This window comes from Dietzia sp. 111N12-1, from assembly GCF_001658045.1.
GTDB classification, from domain to species: Bacteria; Actinomycetota; Actinomycetes; order Mycobacteriales; family Mycobacteriaceae; genus Dietzia; species Dietzia kunjamensis.
Window position 1 is genome coordinate 64137 of record NZ_LSSV01000019.1, and the last position, 23453, is coordinate 87589.

18 protein-coding genes, 1 tRNA gene and 2 pseudogenes are annotated in these 23453 nt (G+C 68.0%); 14 read left to right on the top strand and 7 right to left on the bottom strand.

All coding sequences use genetic code 11. The features are described from left to right. Positions 1-456: 456 nt before the first annotated feature. The 4 genes and pseudogenes from AYO52_RS18780 to AYO52_RS02740 all read left to right on the top strand — a co-directional run bounded on the left by AYO52_RS18780 (position 457) and on the right by AYO52_RS02740 (position 2457). The gene (locus AYO52_RS18780) at positions 457-639 is read left to right on the top strand and encodes a hypothetical protein (RefSeq protein WP_253701797.1); all 183 of its coding nucleotides are present in this window, start codon (positions 457-459) and stop codon (positions 637-639) included. A gap of 78 nt (positions 640-717) precedes the next feature. Then, a pseudogene (locus tag AYO52_RS19235) lies at positions 718-1567 on the top strand (transposase). Between the two features lie 61 nt (positions 1568-1628). Continuing rightward, a pseudogene (locus AYO52_RS02735) lies at positions 1629-1817 on the top strand (transposase); the annotation flags it as partial. Positions 1818-2025: 208 nt separating this feature from the next. Next, complete coding sequence (locus tag AYO52_RS02740; RefSeq protein ID WP_082923718.1) at positions 2026-2457, top strand: DUF3375 family protein; 432 nt, start codon at positions 2026-2028, stop codon at positions 2455-2457. Here the strand turns inward: AYO52_RS02740 and AYO52_RS02745 are convergent. Beyond that, positions 2454-5450, bottom strand: coding sequence for an AMP-binding protein (locus tag AYO52_RS02745; protein WP_067712862.1), 2997 nt, complete (start codon positions 5448-5450; stop codon positions 2454-2456). The two genes, AYO52_RS02740 and AYO52_RS02745, sit on opposite strands and share 4 nt — an antisense overlap. A gap of 178 nt (positions 5451-5628) precedes the next feature. On the opposite strand from AYO52_RS02745, the gene AYO52_RS02750 reads away from it, so the two are divergent. Next, positions 5629-7755: an NAD(P)/FAD-dependent oxidoreductase gene (locus AYO52_RS02750; RefSeq protein ID WP_067712864.1), complete on the top strand. Its 2127-nt coding sequence runs from the start codon at positions 5629-5631 to the stop codon at positions 7753-7755. A gap of 265 nt (positions 7756-8020) precedes the next feature. Here the strand turns inward: AYO52_RS02750 and AYO52_RS02755 are convergent, their stop codons facing one another. After that, positions 8021-8479, bottom strand: a complete 459-nt coding sequence (locus AYO52_RS02755; RefSeq protein ID WP_067712928.1) for a prevent-host-death protein — start codon at positions 8477-8479, stop codon at positions 8021-8023. 236 nt (positions 8480-8715) lie between these two features. On the opposite strand from AYO52_RS02755, the gene AYO52_RS02760 reads away from it, so the two are divergent. The 3 genes from AYO52_RS02760 (at position 8716) to AYO52_RS02770 (ending at position 12130) form a co-directional block, all read left to right on the top strand. Beyond that, positions 8716-8792 (top strand) — tRNA-Met (locus AYO52_RS02760). Between the two features lie 278 nt (positions 8793-9070). Beyond that, a complete protein-coding gene (locus tag AYO52_RS02765) occupies positions 9071-9400 on the top strand; it encodes a nucleotidyltransferase family protein (RefSeq protein ID WP_067712867.1) in 330 nt (109 codons plus the stop codon). A gap of 603 nt (positions 9401-10003) precedes the next feature. Continuing rightward, complete coding sequence (locus AYO52_RS02770; RefSeq protein WP_067712870.1) at positions 10004-12130, top strand: DUF262 domain-containing protein; 2127 nt, start codon at positions 10004-10006, stop codon at positions 12128-12130. 61 nt (positions 12131-12191) lie between these two features. On the opposite strand, the gene AYO52_RS02775 is transcribed toward AYO52_RS02770, so the two are convergent. From AYO52_RS02775 to AYO52_RS18495, 3 genes are all read right to left on the bottom strand, one after another. Continuing rightward, complete coding sequence (locus AYO52_RS02775; RefSeq protein ID WP_067712874.1) at positions 12192-12905, bottom strand: hypothetical protein; 714 nt, start codon at positions 12903-12905, stop codon at positions 12192-12194. Positions 12906-13021: 116 nt separating this feature from the next. Further along, positions 13022-13414, bottom strand: coding sequence for a type II toxin-antitoxin system death-on-curing family toxin (locus tag AYO52_RS02780; RefSeq protein ID WP_067712877.1), 393 nt, complete (start codon positions 13412-13414; stop codon positions 13022-13024). Beyond that, complete coding sequence (locus tag AYO52_RS18495) at positions 13392-13607, bottom strand: hypothetical protein (RefSeq protein ID WP_067712880.1); 216 nt, start codon at positions 13605-13607, stop codon at positions 13392-13394. The genes AYO52_RS02780 and AYO52_RS18495 overlap by 23 nt, the downstream gene beginning before the upstream one ends. A gap of 158 nt (positions 13608-13765) precedes the next feature. Here AYO52_RS18495 and AYO52_RS02790 point away from each other — a divergent pair, with 158 nt between their 5' ends. Genes AYO52_RS02790 through AYO52_RS02805 form a run of 4 tightly spaced genes read left to right on the top strand, consistent with a single transcriptional unit; the run spans position 13766 to position 20340 of the window. Next, positions 13766-15199 carry a DUF3375 domain-containing protein gene (locus AYO52_RS02790; protein ID WP_067712882.1) on the top strand — a complete coding sequence of 478 codons (1434 nt, stop codon included), beginning with the start codon at positions 13766-13768 and terminating at the stop codon, positions 15197-15199. Further along, complete coding sequence (locus tag AYO52_RS02795) at positions 15196-15786, top strand: DUF4194 domain-containing protein (RefSeq protein ID WP_253701799.1); 591 nt, start codon at positions 15196-15198, stop codon at positions 15784-15786. The genes AYO52_RS02790 and AYO52_RS02795 overlap by 4 nt, the downstream gene beginning before the upstream one ends. Next, positions 15779-19183 (top strand): ATP-binding protein, encoded by a 3405-nt coding sequence (locus tag AYO52_RS02800; protein WP_067712885.1) that lies wholly within the window; start codon positions 15779-15781, stop codon positions 19181-19183. The genes AYO52_RS02795 and AYO52_RS02800 overlap by 8 nt, the downstream gene beginning before the upstream one ends. Further along, on the top strand, positions 19183-20340 hold the full coding sequence (locus AYO52_RS02805; protein WP_067712887.1) for a Wadjet anti-phage system protein JetD domain-containing protein: 1158 nt from the start codon (positions 19183-19185) through the stop codon (positions 20338-20340). Before AYO52_RS02800 ends, AYO52_RS02805 begins: the two co-directional genes overlap by 1 nt. Positions 20341-20361: 21 nt before the next feature. Here AYO52_RS02805 and AYO52_RS02810 read toward each other — a convergent pair whose 3' ends face one another. Next, entirely contained in the window at positions 20362-21210 is an 849-nt protein-coding gene (locus AYO52_RS02810) for a class I SAM-dependent methyltransferase (protein WP_067712890.1), read from the bottom strand. A 150-nt stretch (positions 21211-21360) separates the two neighbouring features. Here AYO52_RS02810 and AYO52_RS02815 point away from each other — a divergent pair, with 150 nt between their 5' ends. Continuing rightward, positions 21361-21696: a hypothetical protein gene (locus AYO52_RS02815; protein ID WP_067712893.1), complete on the top strand. Its 336-nt coding sequence runs from the start codon at positions 21361-21363 to the stop codon at positions 21694-21696. Positions 21697-21835: 139 nt separating this feature from the next. Then, the gene (locus AYO52_RS02820; protein ID WP_067712896.1) at positions 21836-23038 is read left to right on the top strand and encodes a methyltransferase; all 1203 of its coding nucleotides are present in this window, start codon (positions 21836-21838) and stop codon (positions 23036-23038) included. An 11-nt stretch (positions 23039-23049) separates the two neighbouring features. Here AYO52_RS02820 and AYO52_RS02825 read toward each other — a convergent pair whose 3' ends face one another. Then, positions 23050-23346 (bottom strand): hypothetical protein, encoded by a 297-nt coding sequence (locus AYO52_RS02825; protein ID WP_067712898.1) that lies wholly within the window; start codon positions 23344-23346, stop codon positions 23050-23052. Positions 23347-23453 lie beyond the last annotated feature (107 nt).

Genomic DNA, 23453 nt, shown 5'->3' on the forward strand with positions numbered 1-23453 from the left:
AGCGTCGCCTTCTTTATCACCGAGTAGTGCCCCCATAGAGTGGTGTAACTCGATGGCCGACATCGTCATCACCGACCGTGTCGTTGACATATGTAGAGCGGCCACCGCATGATCCTTTTAGTGGCTCTTCGCATCTGAGTGTGGGTGAGGGCGACACACCGGTGAAGCAATAGGGAGCAAGAGGGTCGAGGCTCTGAAGGATTGGGAGTACCTCTACACCCAATCCCGAAGGGGCCTCGACCCGTGTCTGAGCCTATCGGGTGCTGCCAGTCTGCCGCCGGCGCCGCACCTTCGTCTCGTTGTTCCCGCTGCGATGTTCTCGTCGGTCTCGATGACGTGTACGTCCTTGATGCGCGCATGGTCGATGAGCACCTGGAGGTTACCGTTGAGTCCGAGCCTGGGCCTGTCGGATGCCCCGACTGCGGCGCCGTCGGAGTAGGGCATGGCCGGCAGGTAGTGCGCCTGGTCGACATCACCTCGTTCGGTCGCCCCGTCGCGATCATTTGGCGCAAGCGCCGCTTCGTGTGCCCGGGAGCGGCGTGCGAACGCTGCACCTTCGTCGAAGATCTTCCCGGCCTCGCCTCGCCGCGGCACGCCACCACGACCCGCGTAGTGGAGTGGGCGGTACAGCAGCTGTGACGAGAGCACGCCACCGTCAACGGACTGGCCCGCCAGTTCGGCACCGCGTGGCACACCGTGTGGACGCCGGTCAAGGCCGTGCTGCAGGCGCTCGCCGATGATCCGGACCGCTTCGACGGCGTCCGTACCCTGGGCGTCGATGAACACATCTGGCACCACGTCTCCCGCCGCAAACGCGGGCCGAAAGAACTGACCGGGATGGTCGACCTCACCCGCGATCGGGACGGAAAGGTGCAGGCCAGACTGCTGGATCTCGTGCCAGGCCGCTCCGGGGCAGTGTTGGTCGACTGGCTCACCGGACGCGGTGGGGGCTTCACCAGCGGCGTCGAGATCGCCGCGTTGGATCCGTTCCACGGCTACAAGCGGGCCATCGATGACGAACTCGAGGACCCCGCCGCTGTTCTCGACGCTTTCCATGTCGTCAAGCTCGCTCTCGGTGTCGTGGACGAGGTCCGCCGTAGGTTGCAGCAGCAGATCTGCGGGCACCGCGGACGCAAGGGCGACCCCCTCTACGGGATCCGCACCATCATCCGCTGCGACCCGGCTGACCGAGCGGCAGTGGCGACGGTTCAATAACGCACTGGCCGCCGACCCCAGGCACGAGGAACTGTTCATTGCCTGGCAGGTCGCCCACGAACTCCGACAGGCCTACCACCACGAAGACCTGGGAACCGGGCGCAGCGCTGCGGAGAAGGTACTCGCGACCTTGCCGTCCTGCCCGATTCCGGAGATCGCCGGCCTTGGCCGCACGCTTCGCAAGTGGAAGGACTCCTTCCTCGCCTACTGGACCACCGACCGATCCAACAACGGAGGAACCGAAGCGATCAACGGGCTCATCGAACTCCACCGGCGCCTGGCTCGCGGCTACCGCAACCGTGACAACTACCGCCTGCGGATGCTCCTCATCGCCGGCGGACTACGGACCTGACCCCACACTCAGGTGCAAAGAGCCCTTTTAGTCGACCTCCCACAGAATCCTCGACGGACCGATGACCGCACCTCACATTGTCGACCCCGCCGGCCTGCCTAGCCAAGCCCTCACCGACGCATCCCCGGATCTCAGGCGCGAGCTGCTGCAGACCATGATCAACGCCCTGCTCTCGGCTGACGCCGACAGGGTCTGCGGCGCCGAATGGAACGCCCGCACCGCCAAGCGCACCAACCGCCGCAACGGTTACCTCGACGCCATCGTCCGCCTCATCGGCGCCGTCCCGGCCAGCGAGACCGACGAATGGGCCGAAGGCCGCCGCTACCACGGCCTCGAAGTCCTGGGCCGCTGCTGACTCATGCTGACCACCGACCCCGACACCAGCTCGACCACGGAGGTGACCACCGATCCACTGATGCAACTACCCGCCTGACCTCCAGCGAAGGCTCAAAAAACCAGTGCCACCACCACTTGGGGCGGTGCTGGACCTGGTGCGCCAGATCGAGACGTCGGCGCTGCAGGTCCGCGAGGGCGAGCTGCCGGACCTCGGGCTGGAGCTGGAGGAGACCAGCATCGACGTCGCGCTGCCCACGGATCGTCCGCTGTTCACCGCCCGGCCCGCCGCGGAGGTCAACAGTCTGCTCGATCCTGTCGACACCGAGGAGGTCGACACCTCCGTGCTGACCGGCCAGGTCGTCGTCGACACCACCCGCCTGGCCTCCCGCATCCGCGCGCTGATCCCGGTCCGCGGCACCGCCCGCCTGGAGGACATCGTTACCATGTACCCCATGCAGCACGGGGCGGCCGAGATCGTCGGCTACCTGGCGCTCAAGGACGAGGACCTCGAGGTGACCACCAACGCGCACGAGGAGACCGTGATACTGGTCTAGGAAGTCGGCGGAGCCAGCTTGTCTCGCACCGCCTTGGTCAGCCGTACGTACTCACCCGTGTCGGGATCGCGGATCCAGGTTCGTGGGCCGGCCTTCGGCAGCCCCCCAGCGGCGAGCTTCCTGGGGTCCGGCCGGTACCAGTTGGTTACCCGAATGTCTTTGACGACGTGGACGATGTCCGGTTGTCCGGCGGGCGGGACCGAGGCCAGCGCGCCACCGATGTCGGCCGCAGTAATGGGATCTGAGCCCCATAGGTTCACCGCGGCGACGGCGACCGGGCCCATGGCGCCACCCACCTCGTACAGCACGGCTAGATCTACCTCGGGCAGATCCCCGAGTGCGTCGGCGACCTGGATCGGGTAGACGGGACCGTGCTCGGTGTGGACGACCGAGCTCGCTGAGCCGAGCAGCCAGAAGTCGCCGTCCCTGTCACGCTCGAAGATGTCATTGGTCGACACCCACGTGTCGCCGGGGCGGAACACCCCACGGAGTTGGCGCACGGAAGCGTCCAATCCGAGCCGGGGCCGGGTGAGAAGTACGCCGGGTGCGTCGACCTCACTGGGTGTGGCGAAGCCATCGGGGCCGGCCAGGATCGCGCCGGAGTCGGGATCGACCTCGACAAGCCGCACGTCGGCAGTGCCGGGCAGTGGACGTCCGCGCGCGCCCGGTTTGGAGGTGGTGAGGTTGGCCAGGACCACATCGGACTCGGTGCCGGCATAGAACTCAAGCACCCGCGTGCCCGGGTAGCGGTCCAGGACCCGCCGCCACAGCCCACGGGGCATGCCTGACCCCATGAAGAGTGAGAGTGTCGGGAGCGTCTCGCGCGGATGCACTGGCCCGCGCACCAATTCGCGCATCATCGCCCAGGTGTAGGACACCACCGTCACGCCGTAGCGACGGATCTCCTCGTCGAAGGTCGCCGGATCGAAACCGCGGGAGAGCGCGATTCGGGCTCCTCCCGCCACGGCGCCGCCGACGGTGGTGAGCAGTCCCGACGGGTGGTGGAGAGGGCTGAGGCAGTAGACGGTGGACTCGGTGGTGAGACGCGCGGCGCTGGCGGTGCCGAACGCGGACGCCGCCCACCGGTGGTTGGTGACGAGCTTGGTCTGCCACGTGCCCGTGGAGCGGGTGAAGAACACAAAGGCCAGGTCGCCCCCTCGGCCGGGATTCGGCCGGTACCAGCGGGGCAGCTCCACCGCCTCGGGGTCGATGCGCCCGAGGTCGACGACGTCCTCGCCGAGGTCCGCAGGCAGGTCGCGCTCACCGCCACCACCGCCGAGCACGAGCGCCCGCGCTCCGGCATCGGTGACCTTGGACGCGTGCTCGGGGTCCGCGACCACGTCGGTCACGGAACTGAGCTGGAGGAGTTCGGGCAGGGACTGGGACGGGGGCAGTAGGACGGCCACGGCACCGAGACGCGACAGTGCGGCGATCGCGACCAGCGCCGAGGGCCGCGTCTCCATGACCACGCCGACGTGGTCGCCCTGGCGCACGCCGACCGTGATGAGGCCCTTGACCACGTTCGTGATCCGGGTGTCGACGGCCGAGTACGTGTGGACGCGGTCGGAGAACAGGAAGCACGCGTCGTTCGGCTGGTTCCGGGCGCGTTCGTCGATGATCTTGGCGAAGGAGATCCGGGTCGCGGGCTGGATCTGCCCCAGCCGGATGAGACGCGGTGCCGCGCGCACCGCCTCGTATCCGACGGCTCGCGTCGTCCGCAGGGCGCCCAAGGCGAGCTGCCCCGCACCGCGCACCACGCCGACCCCGAGTCCGGCGGCCTGGAACGCCCCGTCCGCCGCGAGCATGATCGCTTTGGTGGGGGAGGAGTCGATGACGGTGTCGGGGTCGACCTCGGTGATCCCGTCCGGTCGAGCCCCTCGGTCTTCGATCCAGTCGACCCACTTGGCTACGGTGGGCCACGTCAGCGAGGCGGCGGTCGAGCCCACGACGAGGCCGAAGTGCCCGGCGCGGACCGGAAAATCGTAGACATCGGCCGCGGGAGCGACGGACGCGATTTTGCGGACGCCGGCCGGGACGCCGATCTCGTCGACCTCGCCGAAGACGGCGAGGACGGGACAGGTGATGTCGGCAAGTGAGACGACGTGGTCGCCGACGACGAAGCCGCCGACCATCATCCGGTTCTGGACGATCACCTGCTGCAACATGTCGACGAGCGCCGGGCCGGACCAGGCGACGAATCCCTCGCCCCCGATGAAGCGGCGCTGTCGCTCGTGGCCGAGGAGCGCGTCGCGGTCGTGGAGCTGGCGCAGGAAGTCCACCTGGGAGCGGGCGGTCTTGATCGGGTCGAGCAGGCGGAACGCCGTCGAGGCCAGCCACCCGGGCAGTGGGCGTTCGTTGAAGACGTAGTCGGCGACAAGGCGTGCGATGGTGACGACCACCTGCTCGGGAATGCCGAGCGGGGCATTGCCGCGCCAGTCGACTGGCGCACCGAACGTCACGATGCTCTCGAGGTCGCGTGAGCGCCGGTAGGCCGCAGCCTGGTAGCAGAACATGCCGCCCTGGCTGTACCCACCGAGATGCACCGAGCGGCCGGTGGCCGCGGTGACGAGGTCGACGGCGTCGCTCACCGCCACCACGTGGTCGGTGAGAGTGCGCTCGAGACCGCCGGTCTCGAGGTCCGGGGCGCCGAAGTCGATCACCCACGGGTCCATGCCTGCCTCGTGCAGTGCGGCCACTGCGCTGGTCGAGGGGGACACGTCCCAGACCTCCGCGGAGATCATCATCGGCGGAACGAGCACGATCGGCGGCCGCGGCGGCTCCTCCTCGATGTGGACCCTGCTGTGGCCAGCGTCCCCCGCCGTCGGCGGGTAGTAGCGGCGCAGCCGGAACATCGGGCGCCGTGCGACGATCTCGAACGGAGATTGCTCTTCGTCTGTCTGAAGGCCGCCGAAACGCACGACTTCGACCGCGTTCAGGACGAACGACGTCGCTGTCTTGAGCGCGGCCGAGACGATGTCATAGTTGGGCGGCATGGTGGTTCCGAGGGTAGAGGGTGCGGCACGAGCACCGAGACGATCCAGCGGATAGCCCAGCGGGGGAACCCGCCCGCCGTGCCGACGTTGTCGTCGTCGTCCCTTGCCCCCCGGTGACCACCACGCACCGCCCCAAAAACTGGAACCTGTTATAGACACCCGTCAACTCGGGCGTATCATGATCGGCGTGACGACCCTCACCTCATTCCCTCGCCTCATGTCGCCCGGCCGCATCGGCCCCATGGAGACGCCCAACCGCATCGTCCTGCCCGCGATGGACATGAACGTGTCCGAGGACGGCGAGATCGAGCAGCGGGAGATCGACCACTACGTCGCCCGCGCCGCCGGCGGCGCCGGGCTGATCATCACCGGCGCGTGCGCGATCGCGTTCCCCGTGGGCGCGGCGTCCATGAAGGAGCCGGGCCTGTCGGATGACAAGTACATCCCGGGCCTCAAGGCGCTGGCCGACGCGGTGCATGCGGCCGGGTCCAAGCTGTGCGTGCAGTCCACGCACCACGGCAAGGTCGCGCGCGTGGACATCGCCAACGACCGCCCCCTCATCGCGCCGAGCACCCCGGACTACGACTACGACTACTCCGCCCTGGCCGACAGCACGGGCGAGGAGTTGGGTCGGATGGGCGCGGCGACCGGCGGCAAGAAGACGGTCTACAAGGAGATGGACCACAGCGACATCGCGTGGCTCATCGAGACGTGGGCCGACGCCGCCGAGCGGATCGCCAAGGCCGGCGCGGACGCGATCGAGATCCACGTGGCGCACGGCTACATCCTGGGCGTGTTCCTCAACCGCCGCGACAACCTGCGCACCGATTCCTACGGCGGGTCGCTGGCCAACCGGGCGCGGCTGACGTGCGAGGTGATCGAGGCCGTCAAGAAGCGCGTGGGGGATCGGCTCGCAGTGATCGTGCGCGTGTCCGGCGAGGAGTACGGCCAGGAGGGTGGGCTGGAACAGCATGAGGCGGTCCTCGCCTCCCAGCTTTTCCAGCGCGCCGGCGCCGACGCCATCCACGTGACCGGCTGGGGCCGCAACCCCTTCGACAACTTCACCGACGGCCCCCTCCCGGACACCATCGGCGCGTACGTGGACAACGCCGCGGCCATCAAGAAGGCCGTGTCGATCCCCGTCATCGCCGTGGGCCGCATGTTGCCGGAGGTGGCGGAAAGGGCGATCGACGACGACAAGGTCGACTTCGCCGCCATGGGCCGGCAGTTGCTCGCCGATCCGAACCTGCCCAACAAGTTGGCCGCCGGCACGCCGGAGCGCGTGCGCCCGTGCATCAACTGCTACCTCTGCGTGGCGGAGAACTTCTTCGACGACACCCCGTTCTGCGCGGTCAACCCGGCGCTGGGCAACGAGACCCTGCTGCCGCTGACGCCCGCACCCAAGCGCGAGCACGTCGTGGTGGTGGGCGCCGGACCCGCCGGCCTCGAGTCGGCCCTGGTCCTGACCGAGCGCGGACACCGTGTCACCGTGCTGGACAAGGCCGACCGCCTGGGCGGCACGATGTGGTTCTCGAGCCTCACCACGCCTGACAACGAGCCGCTCATCCGCTTCTTCGAGGCCGAGGTCAAGCGACTGGGCGTCGACGTGCGGTTGAACACCGAAGCCACGGTGGAGTCGATCCGTGCCCTCGGCGCCGACCGGGTGATCGTCGCGACCGGCGCCAAGCGTCCGGCCCCGGCCATCCCGGGCGGGGACCTGCCGCACGTACACACAGGCGACTCGCTGCGCGCCACCATGCTGGGCACTGCAACCGCCGACGAGGCCGGGGTCTTTCTCCGGACGGTCGGCAAGCTGGGCCGGCTCTCAACCATCACCAAACGCCCCTCGTGGATCCGGCGACTGACCAAGATCGCACTGCCGATGGGCAAGAACGTCGTGGTGATCGGCGGCTCGCTGGTGGGCCTGGAGCTCGCGGAGTACCTCGCCGAGCGCGGCCGCAAGGTCACCCTCCTGCACGAGTCCCAGCAGCTCGGGTTGCCGCTGGCTATGCCGCGCCGCTGGACTGCGGTGCGCCACGCCAAGGAGCACGGCGTCGACATCCAGCGCCGCGTGAAGGTTAGCCACATCACCGAATCCACGGTCGCCTGGACCGATGCCAAGGGTCGCGCCCAGTCCGCCGCTGCCGACATGGTCATCTACGCCGACGGCACCACCGCCGCCGCGCCCCTGGCCGACGCGCTGCGCGCTGCGGGCATCGACTGCGAGGTCATCGGCGACGCCGGCGAGGTGGGCTACATCCACGGCGCCATCCACTCGGCGTGGAAGGCTGCGGCTGCCGGCTGACGGCCGGCTCTGGAGCAGCGGACCACCGTTCCCCGGGGAGGACTGGGGTCACAGTGGTTCCCGGTGGTTGCGGTGATGATCCAGAGGTCTCACTTCGTCTGGTTCGGGTGGCTCGTGTGGATCTGCTCCAGGTAGACCGTGCGTTCATCGACGTAGAACCAGATGCGCGCAGTGCCCTTAGCCGTCGGCTTGTGCTGCCAGCGCTCGTGCGCGGTTCCGCCTCGGAGGACTGTGCCGAGCACACCCTTCGTCGCCGCAGACACGATCAGGGGCGCTCTACGGACTCATCCACGTCGAGCCATTCGAGGTCGGCGTGGCCGAGCCCGGCAGCGACAGCCGTTGCAGTTTCCTTCCACGACGTCAGTTCAGCAATCGCCAGGTGTGGTTGTGTGGTGGAGAATGAGGCACGCGCGGCATCCATCAGATCCTGCGCGCAGGCCTCTTGGTCTGTGGGGGACAGCGCGAGAATCCACGGGAAGGGTTTCGCCATCCGCTCCGCGAGCGACCCCTCGCCATCCAGTGCGACCGTGATGAGTTGCGCCGCGAATTCCAAGAGTCGAGAGCGATCCTCTGCTTCGCGCTGCGTCATCAGCACCAACGCTTCGCCGTCGCGGCGGGTAACCGTGACCGGGTGCAACTCCGCCTCGGCGAAAACCTCGGCGGAGTGTTTGCTCAGATCTGACGACCGGCGAACCCCCGGGGTGTGGTTCGGTGGGATGGGCATACGCCAAGCGTATTCGGAATGTATTCGGAAGTCGACGGTATCCAAGACCGGCCGCGAGGCCGTCGGTGCTGACGTGGAAGGCGACCTCGTCGTCGTCGCGAAGAACCTCATCCCACTACTCCACGATGCGCCCGCCCGGCCGCCTGGACCGCCGGCGAGGGCGCAGCGATGCCCGTCCACTCGTCTGTCGATTTGGAGCTTCGAACGGTCGCACGTACTGTCGGTGAAGCAATCGACGCGGGGTGGAGCAGCTCGGTAGCTCGCTGGGCTCATAACCCAGAGGTCGCAGGTTCAAATCCTGTCCCCGCTACCACGTACCAAGCCCGGTTCCCGAGAGGGAGCCGGGCTTGAGTGCTTTCCGCGCTCAGGGCCCCGATCTACCAACGAGCGGAGGCGGGCGGCGAAAGCAATGAGAGACGATTGCGGCGCGCGCTATCCCGGAAAGCTGAAAACCGCGTCTGACCAGGGATGCCCTGAACGATGCTTTCAGGGCGCCCCTGGTCAGCGGCCTCGCGCAATACCCGCGACGGCGGCAAGGGCGGTAGACCGAATGGGTCTTTGGTCAGTCTGTGCAGCCGATATCCTGAGGCTGTGCCGAGCACCGCCCCGACTCCCGAATCGCTCGCCCTGCGTGAGCTCATCGAGGCGCGTCGAGACGAGTTCCGAGCCCTCCTTGCCAAGTACGCTGCGACGAATCCGATGCTGTTCGGATCAGTCGCCCGTGGTACTGCGAATGACGGGAGCGACGTGGACATCGTGGTCGATATGGACCCAGCCGACGGCAACCTCCTCATGCGAGCCTCCGGCTTGTTGGAGGAAGTTCGTACGCTCTTCGGTCGCGAGGACATCGACATCTTCCCCGAGCAGTTGCTCAAGCGACCTATCGCGGACGCAGCGCTGAGGGAGGCGTCCGAGTTGTGAGGCCGCGGGCCGGGAGAAGATCTACGACCTGAGGACGACCAACTGTTGCGTCGCCCGCGTCATCGCCACATAGCGGTCAACTGCACCGGTGACGCCCGACCCAACCGAACCCGGGTCGACAAGGACCACCAGGTCGAATTCGAGTCCCTTGGCCTGTGCGGGGGTCAGCGAACGGATGCGGCCCGAACCGCTGAAGTCCGGAGAACTTGTCCCGGGCGCACAGATGATGGCGGACAGACTCTCGGAGTGAGTGGCGATCCACTCGTTGACCTCTCGTGTCTCAGCCCCGGTCGATGCGGTCGTCGTGGATGGGGAGCCCGCTTTGGCGCACCGACTCGGGCACGTTCGTGTCGGGCCGCACGACCCGATCGCCGGAGCGGTGGCCTCCATGGTCTCGGCTGGCGTGCAGCAGTCGATGTGGCCCACTCCCCGGCTGGTGGATACACCGTCGTCACCTCAAACTCCACCACACCGGGGGACTGACCCCTGCGGCGCCGACGCGTCTGATGAACGTTCGCTGTCGGGATCGTTAGGATCTTTGTGTGGCCGGTGCGTCTCGGCTGCCCGGTATTGCCAGAGCAAGAATCTAGTGAGGAGTCGCTGGTGGCCGCCATTTTCAAGACCGTGTCGTGGCAGGTCGAACAGCTCGTGTCTGGAGTACAGCAGGGGAGCATCAGCCTCCCCGACCTCCAGCGCCCCTTCGTGTGGTCAAGCACAAAAGTGCGTGATCTGTTCGACTCGATGTACCGCGGCTACCCGGTCGGCACGCTGATGTTCTGGGACGTCTCAGATAACGACTCGACGCGCGCGATCTCGACGTCGTCGGAGATCACCGCGAGTCACCAGATCGTCGACGGACAGCAACGGTTGACCAGTCTCTACGCGGCGATGAAGGGCCTGACCGTCCAGGACGACAACTACCGGCAGAAGTCGATCAAGATTGCGTTTCATCCTTTCACCGAGAGATTTGAGGTCGCCACAGCGGCCACGGCGCGGTCGATCGAATGGGTCAATGACGTCGCCGACATGTTCAGCTCCCCAATCGATGCGCAGGAAGACTTCATCGATGGGTTCGAGGAGGCCGGGCGCGAGCTTGACCGTGATCAGAAACGTCGGCTCCGAGGGGTGTTCGGCAAGCTCGACGACCTGAGGAAGTACCAGTTTGAGGTAGTTCATATCCAGAAGGACGTGGACAAGCGGCTGGTGGCAGACATCTTTGTCCGCATCAACTCCGAGGGGATGAATCTCAAGGCGTACGACTACATCCTTACTTGGTTGAGCGTCTTCTGGCCGGAGGGGCGTGATCAGATCGAGCACTTCGCCCGCGCCTCCCGGATGACGCCCGAACGCGCCTCCGAGATCGCCGGGGAGCGGGTCACCTGGACCCCCAAGAATCCTTACTTGGCCGTTGAAACTGGACACATCGTGCGCGCCATGGTGGCGGTCGGGCAAAACCGCGCGAAACTCATAGACGCGTACGCGAATCTCCAGGCCAAGGACCGCGCAACCGGACAGGTTGACGGCGACAAGCAAGAACGCGAACTCGACAAGTTACGCCAGGCCCTGCCGATCGTGACCGACAGGGTGAACTGGACCGAGTTCATACGGTCGATCCAAGCCGCCGGATTCCGCTCGCACTCGGGCATCACGTCCAACATGAATCTGGTCGCAAGCTACGTTCTGTTTTTGCTCGGCCGTACTCGATTCTCCGTCGAACTCACCCGCTTGCGGACCCTCATCGCGCGCTGGTTCTTCATGTCGCAGCTGACCGGTAGGTACACCGGCTCGAGCGAGTCCCAGATCCAGAAGGACCTCGATATGCTCGCGGAGGTCCCGGTGGGCGACGCGGATGCATTCGCGCGCCTCGTCGACCACACGATCGCGATCACCGTGACCAAGGACTACTGGGAGTTCAACGCACCGCAGGCGCTAGTGTCCTCAAGCTACAAGCTCTCGCCCGTCTATCAGTGCTATCTCGCCGCGCTCAACTATCTCGACGCCGAGATGTTCATGCTGCGGATGAAGGTGCGCGAGTGGATGGATCCCACCATCCCGGCGATCAAGGGGCAGGAAGGCCACCACCTGTTCCCCCGCCGGTACCAGGAATCGGTCCTGGGCATCGTGGACACCAAGCGGATCAATCAGGTCGCGAACTTTGCACCGACCGATTGGCAGACCAATATCCTCATCTCTGATCGCGCCCCCGCAGAGTATTGGCCCGAGCTCGTTCGTGAGCGCGGAGGAGACTCTGACGAGGACTGGCTGGCCAAGCAGCACTACTGGCACGCCCTTCCCGCAGGGTGGCACTTGCTGCCCTACGACGAGTTCCTGGGTCAGCGCCGCACACTGATCGCCGTCGTCATCCGCGACGCGTTCGAGCAGTTGGCCCGAGACGGACTTCACCATCCCGAGCTGTCCAACGAGATCCCCGACGAGGTGACCTACGACGAGGTGAGCCTGGTGACACTGTTCGACGAGGGCTATCTCATCCCAGGTGATCAATTGGACCCGGTCGACCCGGAGTGGGTCGTCGATGCCGTGGTCACCGAGGACGGCACCGTCCAGATCGATGGGGTGCACGAATTTGATTCGCTCGATGAGGCGGCACGATTTCTCGAGGTGACCAACGTCAGCGGATTCGAGTTCTGGGCGTTGGAACAGGACGGGGGTGTCGCGCCTTTATCGGAGGTCGTGAGCGCTGGGCCCCGACGAGAGCAGCCCATTCGATAACCACGATGCCGAGGTCGTGCAGCAGCGCTCGTGCGTCGACCGGCACCGAGAGTCTTACAACTCAAGCCACGGCGAACGTGACCGCCCGCGTTGGACAGAGTGCGGCATAGGTCTGATGGGGGCGATAGAGGCTGGCGTCCTGATCGGCCTGGATCGTGGTGAGCACATCGCGCATTCGGCCGGTCCGCGCCTCGGACAAGCTCGAGACGAACGCCGAGAGGTCGTCGGGGCTGACGTGGGAGGCGACCTCGTCGTCGTCACCAAAGACTTCATCCCAGCAGCCCACGATGCGCCCGCCCGACCACCGGTACCGACGGCGGTACGTCACGCCCCTCGGATCGGCGAGCGTCGCGGCGAAGAACGGCTCCGCGGCCGGGGTGCGCCAATCCACGAGGAGGGGAGTGCCGGCCGCATCGGTGAGGCCGATGCGGCCCACGTACACCGGCGCGGCCTCGGGTGCTGTGGGGCTCGGGTCGGCGGGGTCTGAAATGCCCACGGTGTAGTGGCCGATGCATACGTCCAGCCCGAACCGGCGCAGCGTGGCGAGCTCGGCGACCAGGCGGCGGATGTCGGCGTCGCGCTCGATGGTCTGTGCGCCGCGGCCGGCCGGGTCGCGGCGGCGGGCGTCCAGACGGGCGGAGAGCAACGCGACCTTCTGGTCGAGGGCGTGGGAGATGGCGGCGAGGTGGCGCTCGTCGTCGGCGATGTGCGCCGGGTCGGCCTTGTGGGCGAGGTGGTCGGGGAGGGCGAAAATGCCGGGTGTCTCGGGGGACATTGCGCAAGTGTGCGCCCCCACCGGGGTATTGCCGCAAGGCCCCTACCAGCTATAACTTGAGAAGGGGAGGCAATCAGAGTCCACGTTCGGGACTGGCGTGAGTGGATACTTCGGGGTCAGCTCTGAGTTTGGCTGAATCCTGCCCGCAAGTCGTGAGCGATGTCGGAGACATCGAGGTGGGAATCGCTTGCGCGGATCACCAGATCGTAGGCCGCGACATCGCCGGCCACCCATATCGCCCCGAGGTTTCGGAAGTAGATCAGTTCGACAGCGATCCACGCACATCGCTTGTTGCCGTCCACAAGTGAGTAATTTCGGCAGAACGAGTCGAGAATCGATGCAGCCTTGTCGTGGATGCTTGGATACTGTTCGGTCCCGAACAGGGTCGTTCGGGGCCGATCGACCGAACTCTGCAGAAGCCCCGTGTCACGCACCTCAGGATGCTCAGGGTAGATCGCCGCGTAGGTCCGGAAAATGTCGATGATCTCAGGCGTCCAGATCACTGACATTCCCGAGACGGTCCAGTAGCGGCTTGCTGTTTCTGGCGATATGGGCGATGGCGTCATCCATAGAGCGCAGGCCCTGCTCGTCAAGCCCGCGCTTGATCTGTTCGGTGACGAAGCCGCTGATCTGCCCGGAGGGGACGGCTTCTGCAAGTCGACGGTCCACATCGTCAGGGATACTGATGAGTCGCTTCGCCACAATTTCCTCCTGAGACGAATATACAGAGTATATACGTGGTGGGGTTGTGGGCAAGGCGCTCTTACGCGCCAGCCTCATGGGCGCCGTGTCGGAGGCCACTCCTAGACTGTCGGCACCGAGGAACCCCGACCCGAGTACCGCAGACCCGAGGAGACCGCGTGGACTACGCCCAGATCGAGGCGCTGCGCGAGCGGCACCCCGCCTGGCGGATGCTGCGCGCCACCCACGCGCCGCTGCTGCTGTCGTTCCTCGGGCGCTACTTCGTGGACGAGGGGCGAGGCGCGAGCCCGGAGGGGCATCTCATCGACGCTCTGGACGATCAGCTCTACGCGCTCAACGCGGACGATCCGGACCATCCGCGGTTCCCGCGATCGGCCTCCGACTACCTCGCCGAATGGGCGGCGCCCGAGTCCGGGTTTCTGCGGCGCTTCTACCCGCTGGGCACAGACGAGATCCACTACGACGCCACCCCGGCGCTGGAGAAGGCCTACGCGTGGGTACAGAGCCTGGCCGAGCGGTCCTTCGTCGGAACCGAATCGAGGCTGCAGACCGCAGTCGAGTTACTCCGGCAGATCGCTCAGGGCACCGAGGCCGACCCGGCGGTGCGGCTGGACGAGCTGGAGCGGCGCAAGCGGGAGATCGAGCGGGAGATCGAACAGATCAACCAGGACCCAGAGGCCGGACTGCTCGACATGACGGCCGTGCGCGATCGCTACCAACAGTTCGCCTCCACCGCCCGCGAGCTGCTCGCCGACTTCCGCGAGGTCGAGGAAAACTTCCGCGCGCTCGACCGGTCCGCCCGCGAACGCATCGCCACCTGGGAGGGGAGCAAAGGTGAGCTGCTGGCGGAGCTCGTCAGCGGGCGCAGCCGCATCGACTCCTCCGACCAGGGACGCAGCTTCCAAGCGTTCTACGACCTGCTGCTGTCGGCGTCCAGTCAGGAGGAACTGTCGACGCTCCTCGAGCGGCTCACGTCGATCGACGAGCTGGGGGCGGATCGCCGCATCCGCACCGTGCACCACAGCTGGGCCGAGGCCGCCGAACGCACCCAGCTGACGGTGCGGCAGATCTCCGAGCAACTCCGCCGGTTCACCGACGACCAGATCTGGCTGGAGAACCGTCGCGTCCTGGACCTGGTCCGCGAGATCGAGGGCACCGCGCTGCGTCTGCGTGACGGCGCCTCACCCGGCTTCGGGCTGGAGCTGGAGGAGACGAGCGTCGAGATCTCCCTGCCCACCGAACGACCCCTGCACAGTGTGCGGCCCGCCGCCGAGGTGGACAGCCTCCTGCCGCCGGCGGAGCAGGAGGACGTGGACACTTCCGTGCTGACCGACCAGGTGATCGTCGATCCCGCCAGGCTCGCCGCCCGACTGCGCTCCCTCATCCCGGCGCGCGGCACGGCACTGCTCGAGGACATCATCGATATGTACCCGGTCGAGCACGGCGCCGCGGAACTCGTCGGCTACCTGGCGTTGGATCATGACGAGCTCGAGGTGACCACCGACGAGCGTGAGGAGACGGTGATCGAGTACGACGAGGCCGGACGAACGATGCGGGCGCGCATGCCGCGGGTGGAGGTGAAGCGCCGGTGACACCGGAGGAACGCGCGATCGCGACCAGCGCCATCCGACTCATGCAGGGAGTCGTCTACCAGGAATCCGACGCGTGGGGTGACCTCCTGCGTCACCGGGGCGCCGTGCGCGACCACTTCGCCGTAGTGGGACTGGACGTCGTTATTGACGACGACGAGGGCTACGCCTACCTACGCACCGCAGAGACTCCCGACGGCGAGGAGGCGCTCCCACGCGTGATCAGACGCCGGGCGCTGACCTACTCCGACAGCCTCCTGTTGGTGCTGCTGCGCAAGAGGCTCGTGGAGTTCGAGTCGGCGGGCGATCAGGGACAGTTGGTGCTCACCCACGAGGAGATCGTGGACATGGTCCAGCTCTTCCTGGCCCGCAGCACCGACGAGGCCCGCACGCTCAAGCAGGTCGAGACCTCCATCAACCGGCTGGTCACCATGGGTTTCCTCCGCCAACTCCGGGGACGGAAGGACACCTGGGAGGTTCGCAGGATCCTCAAGGCGTACGTGGACGCCGAGACCCTGTCCGACTTCTCGGCCAAGCTCGCCGAGTACGCCGACGCGGTTGCCGGAAATGGGGAGGACGGCGATGAGTGACGGCCTGTTCTCCGCTGTCGAGCTGGAGGCGAGCGGGCGCCCCGGCTTCCGCCTGGCCCGGCTCGAGGTACTCAACTGGGGGACCTTCGACTCCCGGGTCTGGCAGTTGGATCCAGGCGGCGAGACCCTGCTGCTGACCGGCGACATCGGCAGCGGCAAGTCCACGCTTGTCGACGCGGTGAGCACCCTCATGCTCCCGTCGCACCGGATCGACTACAACAAGGCCGCCGGCGCCGCGCGCAAGGAGCGCACCCTCCGGTCGTACGTCGAGGGCCATCACAAGACCGAGCGCAACGAGGCCACCGGCAGTGTCCGCCCGGTGGCGCTGCGGGACCGGCGCTCGTACTCGGTGATCCTGGGGGTCTTCGTCAACGAGGGATACAGCGACGAGGTGACCCTCGCCCAGGTGTTCCAGCAGCAGGACACCACGGGTCAGCCGTGGCGTCGCTTCGTCACCGCTGACCGGGCTCTGTCGATCGAGGCGGACTTCACCGACTTCGGCTCGGACCTGAACGTGCTGCTCAAGCGGTTGCGCTCGGGCGGGGCGACGGTGGAGAAGGACTTCCCGACCTACGGGCGCACCATGCGCCGCCTGCTGGGGATCCGCTCCGAGCAGGCCATGGAACTGTTCCACCAGACCATCTCCATGAAGGCCGTCGGCGACCTCAACGATTTCGTCCGAACCCACATGCTCGAGCCGGCCGATGCGTCCGAGCGCATCGAGGGAATCATCCGGCACTTCGAGGACCTCACCCGCGCCTACGACGCCGTCCAGCGGGCCCGGGCGCAACTCGAGGCGCTGGAACCGCTGGTCCAGTCGATCCACAAATACGACGCCGCACTCGACCGTCGGGGAAGTCTCCACGAGGAACGGGTGGCGATCCGGCCCTACTTCGCCGAGCTGCGCATCGAGCTGCGGCAGGCCGAGATCGACCGCATCCGCGTGGACGTGGAGGCCGCGACCGCCCGACTGGAGCAGATGCGGGCAGAGGCCGCGGACCTGGTCGCGGAGCGGGATAAGCTCGTCACCGCGCGCGCGGAGGCCGGCGGCAACCGCGTCGGGGAGCTGGAACGGGAGGCCCGGCAGGCGGGGGAGCACGCCGACGACCGGCTCCGCCGGCGGGAGCTGTTCGACGACGCCGTCGCCGGGGCAGGGCTGGACCCGGTCGGCGACGCCACCGGGTTCGCCGACCTCGCCGCCCACGTCACCCGTCGACGGTCGGAGCTCGAGGCCGAGGCCGCCGAGCTCAAGAGCCGGTACGACGCGTTGGTGCTGGACCACGGGGAGCAGAAGAAGCAGCTGCGTGAGGTGCAGGAGGAGCTGGACAGTCTCGCCGGCCGTCGGAGCAACCTGCCGGCCGAGCAGTTGCAGCTCCGCGCCGACCTCTGCGCGGAACTCGGTCTGGACCAGGCGGACCTGCCGTTCGCGGGCGAACTGCTCGACGTGTCCGAGGACTACGCGCAGTGGCGCGGCGCCGCCGAGCGCGTGCTGCGCGGATTCGCCGTGTCCCTGCTTGTCCCTCAGCGGCATTACGCAGACGTCGCCCGGTGGGTCAACGATCGCCGTCTGACCGCTCGGCGCGCCGACGGGCGCACGGTGGGCGTCAGGCTGCAGTACGAGCGGGTCCCGGACAGGCATGTCTCGCTGCAGCGCCCGCAGATCGAGGGTCTGTTGCTGGCGGACACCATCGAGATCGCCGACACGCCCCTACGCGGGTACCTGTACAAGGAATTGTTCGCCCGCGCGGACCACCGCTGCGCGGAGGCCCTCGAGGAGTTCCGGAGCGCTGAGCGGGCGGTGACCCGCGAGGGGCAGGTCCGATCCCGCGACCGGCACGTCAAGGACGACCGGCAGTCGGCGTCCGACCCGCGGGGCTGGGTGCTGGGCTGGCGCAACGAGCAGAAGGTCGCGGCCCTGCAGGAGCGCCGCGCGCAGCTGGGCTCCGCGGTGGCCGAGCTCGACACACGGCTCGAGGCCGCGTCCCGCGCGCAGAGAGAGGCTGGCGCGCGGCACGCCGCTCTCGCGCGCCTGGCCGACTACCAGTCGTGGCGGGATCTGGACTGGGAGGAGGCCCGGGCCCGCGCCGACGCCGCCGACGTCGAACGGCGTCGTCTGGTGGAGGGCAGCAGCGAGCTCGCCGAGATCGATCGACGGCTCGCGGACGTCGACGAGCGGGTCCGTGTCCTCGGGGTCGACGAACGGTCACTGGCGGACAAGCACAGCCGGTGGCAGAGCCGCATCGAGCACGAGACCGAACAGATGCAGAACGACCAGCGCGGTCTCGACGAGCTGGACGAGGCGATCCGTGAGGCGGCCCGGGCCGTATACCCGCGCCTGCGCGACCGGCAGGGCCGCGCCGGGTCGGTCAAGGCGATGGCGACGAGCGCGGACGAGGCCCACCGGCAGGAGCGGGCGTTGTCCGACGCGATCGACTCCGAGACCGACCGCACCCAGCGTGAGCTCAACGGCTATACCACCAGCATCCAGCAGGCCATGGCCGAGATCCGGCGGCGGTGGCCCGAGCAGACCACCGAGATGGACGCCTCGGTTGACGCACGCGACGAGTACGTGCGGTTCCACGACCGTGTGGCCGGCGACGACCTGCCACGGTTCGTGGACGAGTTCGAGGACCAGCTGCGCAAGAACACCATCCGCGAGCTCGCCGGCTTCCACAACTGGCTCCTGCGCCAGGCCGACGAGATCGGCCAGAAGGTCGAGAAGATCAACGAGGCGCTCGGAGCGATCGACTTCAATCCCAGGAGGTACATCCGGCTGGACCGCGAGAACACGGTCAACCAGGACGTCCGGCAGTTCCGCGCGGACCTGCGGGCCGTCACCGACGACGCGCTCGGCGGTGGAGACGACCAGTACTCCGAACGGCGCTACCAGGACGTGCGCGCGATCCTCGAGCGCCTCCGCGGTCGCGAGGGGCACAGTGACACCGACCGGACCTGGCGGTCCCGCGTGACCGATGTGCGCAACTGGTACACCTTCTCCGCCTCCGAGCGGGGCCGCGAGACCGACGAGGAGTGGGAGCACTACCGCGACTCGGACGGTAAATCCGGCGGGCAGAAGGAGAAGCTCGCCTACACGATCCTGGCCGCCTCGCTGGCGTACCAGTTCGGGCTGGAATGGGGCGCGGACAAGGCCCGCGACTTCCGGTTCGCGGTGATCGACGAGGCGTTCGGCCGCGGATCCGACGCCTCCACCCGCTACGCCCTCGAGTTGTTCGCCAAGCTCGGTATCCAGTTGCTCATCGTCACGCCGCTACAGAAGGTCCACGTGATCGCCCCGTACGTGCGCTCCATCGGCTACGTGGACAATGTCGAGGGGCGGTACTCGCGCCTGGTCATGATGTCCACCGAGGAGTACCACCGCCAGAGCAGCAGCAACTGATGGCCGCGGGTGCGCGGAGGTGGGCCACGCCGGAGACCGTCCGCGACAAGGTGCGGCGCCGCTGGGACGACGGCACCCTGCTCCGGACGTTGGCCGAGGACCAACCAGTGGCGCCCATCGAGGTCCCACTCGCTGGACCCCGGGCCTCCGAGATCGGAGACCGACTCGGCGAGATCCAGGACTGGATCGGGGCGCTCGAGGCAGGCAGCCGCGGCGGTGCGCGCTACGAACTGCGGTACAAGACGATCGGCGGCCGGGCGGTCGGGCGCAACCAGATCCCGACGCATGCCGTGGTGTCCCGGCTGGCGCAGGCCTGGGACCTGCTGGGCGTCCGCGCGCAGGTAGTTGCTTTCGAGCAGATGATGCTTTCGGCCCCAGACCAGCGCGTACGTGAGTGGGTGCTCGCGAGGCCGGTCCCCGCGCTCGGCCACCACGCGGAGTGGTCCCAGCTCCTGACGGCCTACCGGTGGCTCGATGCCGCGCGGGGGAGCGGGAAGTACCTGCGGCAGATCGACGCCCCGGGCGTGGACACCAAGTTCGTGGAGGCCCGCAGGTCGGTGCTCGCCGACCTGCTAGGAGTATCGCGTCAGGCCGGGCCGTTCCTGACCGACCTCGGGCTGCGCACCAAACCGGAGCACGTGCGGATCCGCCTCGCCGCGTCCATCGCCCCGATCCCTGTCTCGGAGCTGAGCGTGCGGGTGGGCGAGCTCGACGACCTCGACGTGCGATTCACTACAGCCGTCGTGGTGGAGAATGAGATCACCTACCTCACGCTTCCCGTGCCCGCCGACGGGGTGGTGATCTGGGGCAAGGGCTTCGACGTGGCGCGTCTCGGGCGGTGGGCGGCACTGCAGGAGGCGGAGGTGCACTACTGGGGCGACCTCGACACGCACGGTTTCGCGATCCTGCACCGGCTGCGGACCCACCTCCCGCACACCAGGTCCTTCCTGATGGACTCGGAGACCCTGCACGCCCATCGCGACCGGTGGGGACGGGAAAACTCCCCGACCAACGCCACACTCGATCTGCTGACCGCCGGTGAGGCCGCCGTCTACGACGACCTCGTCTCCGATCGCTTCGGCGAGCAGGTCCGCCTGGAACAGGAGCGAGTCAACTGGGCCTGGACGCTGGATCGGCTGCCCTACGACTGGTCCTGAGCGTAGGGCGCCTCCACCGCGTCACACCCCGGGCGCGCGGGCCTCGACGACCCAGGTTCCGGCACCCAGACGGACCTCGCCGTCGGTGACATGCTCACCCAGCGCGTTGGCGGCCGCGGCGACAGCGGAGTCGCGGGCGTCGGGATTCGCGGCCATCGCCATCGTGGCCTGGGGGTTCTGTTCCAGCGCCTGGCGAGCCAGCTCCTCGAGGCGGCCGGCGGGGCCGAGGGTGACCTCGTCGGGGCCGGGGTTCATCTCGACAGACTCGAAGCCGGCGGTCTCCAACACATTGCGCACCCGGTCCGGGTCGGCGAACGAGAACGGTCCCGGCGCGCCCGGAGGTGGCACGGGGGCACCGCCGAGCCGGGCCAACGCGGCGCCCGTGGGGACGGTGATGAACGGGTTCGCGGCGGGCGCGGCAAAGCAGACGAACGCGAGCCGGCCACCCGGTTCGAGGGCCGCCCGGACGGCGGAGAACGCCACCTCGGGTCGGTCGAAGAACATCACGCCCATCCGCGAGAACGCGGCGTCGAACGGGCCGAGCAGCGGCTCGCTCTCCACGTCGAGGGTGAGGAACTCGACGTTCTCCGCATCAGCCTCATCCACCAGGCGAGCCTGCGCGCACTGCACCATCGGTTGCGACACGTCCACGCCGACCACAGACCCGTCCGGGCGCACCCGGCGTCCGATCTCGAACGTCGTTGTCCCGGTCCCGCACCCGATGTCCAGCACCCGCTGCGGTGGGCCGAGGTCCAGGCGGTCGAGGGCCGCGCGACCGAGCGGCTCGAGAATCGTGTCGTACGCGAGCGCATTGCGCACCCACGACTGCCCGACGGGGCCACTCCAGAGGTCGGCCTGCGATGCACTCATGATGGGCTCCAATGCCTCGACTCCCATCGTAGAACCGGGGAGAGGCGACCGGAACCCTCACGGCAGCGGCACCACACTCACAGGGCACGCGACTCTCCACAGGCTGCCCTGCCGGGGACCGTCGCGCGGGCGAGGACGCCGCCGACGGGTGTGACGCTGTCGGCCATGCACATCGCCACACCACTGACCGGCACCCGCTACGACACGGTGCTCCGCCAAGCCCTCGCCCTCGTTCGCGCCGGGGACTACCGCGCTCGCCGAATCACTCTGACGGGAGCGCCCGGGGTCTTCGCCGACAGGACCGCGATCGTCACTCCCCATCGCGACACCTCCGGCGCGTTCGATGCCGACGATTTCGCGGCCCAGCTCTACGCGCTTGCCCACGGCATCCCCTCCGACACGGCGACCTACACCGACGGCTACTTCGTCAGCGGGGGACGGATGTACTCGGCCCGGGCCGAGGCGTATGAGATCGACTGGCCGTGACCGTTCGGCGGCGGAGCTGAGACACTGGGTCCGGCCCGGTTCGCGGGTAGCTTGCTCTCGCGCGTCATTCGTCCCCACGGTCGAGTGCGCGCCCGTTCGAAGGACTCCCGTGTCTTCTCCTGCCGCCCCCGGGTCGCCTGTGACCACTGTCAGCTGGCGAGAGAAGGGCGAGGGCCGCACGGCCCGGTGGCACTCGGAGAACGGCGCGCCGCCGCCGCGGGACATCGTGGTGATCCACGACGACATCGCCGCGGACAAGGCGCTTCGGATGATCCGGCGGGGCACCGGCCTGCTGTGGCGGGGCGACTTCCACAACGCCCGCCAGCTCATGCGCGCCCTCGACCGGCGTCTGCAGAAGCGGGCGTCCCGGGCTCCACAGAGCTCCGACCCCGGCGAGGTCTTCCTCGCCAACCGGAAGGCACGCGCGCAGCGGGCGGAGACGCTGGGAAGGGTCCTCATCCCACTGGAGCAGGACTACTCGGTTCGGCTGCGCCGGGCGCCCGACGTGCGCGACGGCTGCACCCATGCCTACGGTCCGCCGACCGACTCGGGCAACGACTCCACCGGTCGGGAGACGCTGGTCTCGCTGCCCGAGCTCCTCGGCGTCATCAGTGCCTACGAATGGCACCTGAGCGGCATCGAGGTGGCCGCGTTGGGGGCCCGGATCCATCCCGCCTACGGCGTGTTCGCCCCCACCCGAGACGAGTACATCGACCTGGTCGCCGACGCCCCCTGGCCGCAGGGCGTCGAGGATCCGATCGTGTGGGACATCGGCACCGGAACCGGCGTGCTCGCGGCCGTCCTGGCCCGGCGCGGGGCCCGGCAGGTCGTGGCGTCCGACATCAACCCGCGCGCGGTGCAGTGCGCGCGGGACAACATCAGCCGGCTGGGGTGGGCCGACCGAGTGGACGTGGTGGAGGCCGACCTGTGGCCTTATGACGACGACGACGAGGTGGGCGACTCCGGGCGGGCCGACGTGGTGGTGTGCAACCCGCCGTGGATTCCCGGTCATCCGACGTCGGCACTGGAGCAGGGGATCTACGACCCGGGCTCGGACGTGCTGGGCCGCTTCCTGGACGGGCTCGCGCAGCACCTCACGCCGCAGGGCGAAGGGTGGCTGATCCTGTCCGACCTCGCCGAGCATCTCGGCCTACGCACTCGCGACGAGCTGCTGACCCGCATCGCCGACGCCGGGTTGACCGTGATCGGCACCCACGAGACGACGCCCCGGCACTCGCGCGCATCTGACACGGGCGATCCGCTCCACGCGGCGCGATCGAAGGAGCGCACCATCCTCTGGCGGATGGGGGCGAGGCGGGACACCTGGAGGCGGGACACCTAGAGGCGGGACACCTAACGGGGGCGGCGCCCACCGAACGCCCAGACCAGCGCATGCACCGCGAGCAACGGGGCGATGAGCACCACCGCGCCCCAGCCCGTGGTGGCGACGGGCACCCAGTCGTCCCACGACGCGCGCATGGCGGCGAGGAAGTCGCCGCGCTCGGGATCAGTCTGTTCGGGTGCGCCGTGCCCGGGGGCGGCGAGCTCGGGGTCGTCGTGTGAAGAGCCCGCCCACAGCCCTTCAACGTCAGAGCTGTCCGCCGCCAGTGGGAAGTCGGCGGGCCGAGGGGACTGCGAGGCGGAGTGCATGACAGGGCTTCGTCGCGGCTGGCGGGCCGGATGGCCGGTTCGGCCGGGCGAGGACACGGCGGGTCTCCGGCGGCAGCGGTGCACCTCGTCGTCGTCGCACTTACCCC

Excerpts from the sequence above, each read along its gene's own strand:
- AYO52_RS02745 (WP_067712862.1), bottom strand. The coding sequence starts at position 5,450 with ATGCCGCCCAACTATGACATCGTCTCGGCCGCGCTCAAGACAGCGACG.
- AYO52_RS02750 (WP_067712864.1), top strand. The coding sequence starts at position 5,629 with ATGATCGGCGTGACGACCCTCACCTCATTCCCTCGCCTCATGTCGCCC.
- AYO52_RS02755 (WP_067712928.1), bottom strand. The coding sequence starts at position 8,479 with ATGCCCATCCCACCGAACCACACCCCGGGGGTTCGCCGGTCGTCAGAT.
- AYO52_RS02775 (WP_067712874.1), bottom strand. The coding sequence starts at position 12,905 with ATGTCCCCCGAGACACCCGGCATTTTCGCCCTCCCCGACCACCTCGCC.
- AYO52_RS02780 (WP_067712877.1), bottom strand. The coding sequence starts at position 13,414 with ATGTCAGTGATCTGGACGCCTGAGATCATCGACATTTTCCGGACCTAC.
- AYO52_RS02800 (WP_067712885.1), top strand. The coding sequence starts at position 15,779 with ATGAGTGACGGCCTGTTCTCCGCTGTCGAGCTGGAGGCGAGCGGGCGC.
- AYO52_RS02805 (WP_067712887.1), top strand. The coding sequence starts at position 19,183 with ATGGCCGCGGGTGCGCGGAGGTGGGCCACGCCGGAGACCGTCCGCGAC.
- AYO52_RS02810 (WP_067712890.1), bottom strand. The coding sequence starts at position 21,210 with ATGAGTGCATCGCAGGCCGACCTCTGGAGTGGCCCCGTCGGGCAGTCG.
- AYO52_RS02825 (WP_067712898.1), bottom strand. The coding sequence starts at position 23,346 with ATGCACTCCGCCTCGCAGTCCCCTCGGCCCGCCGACTTCCCACTGGCG.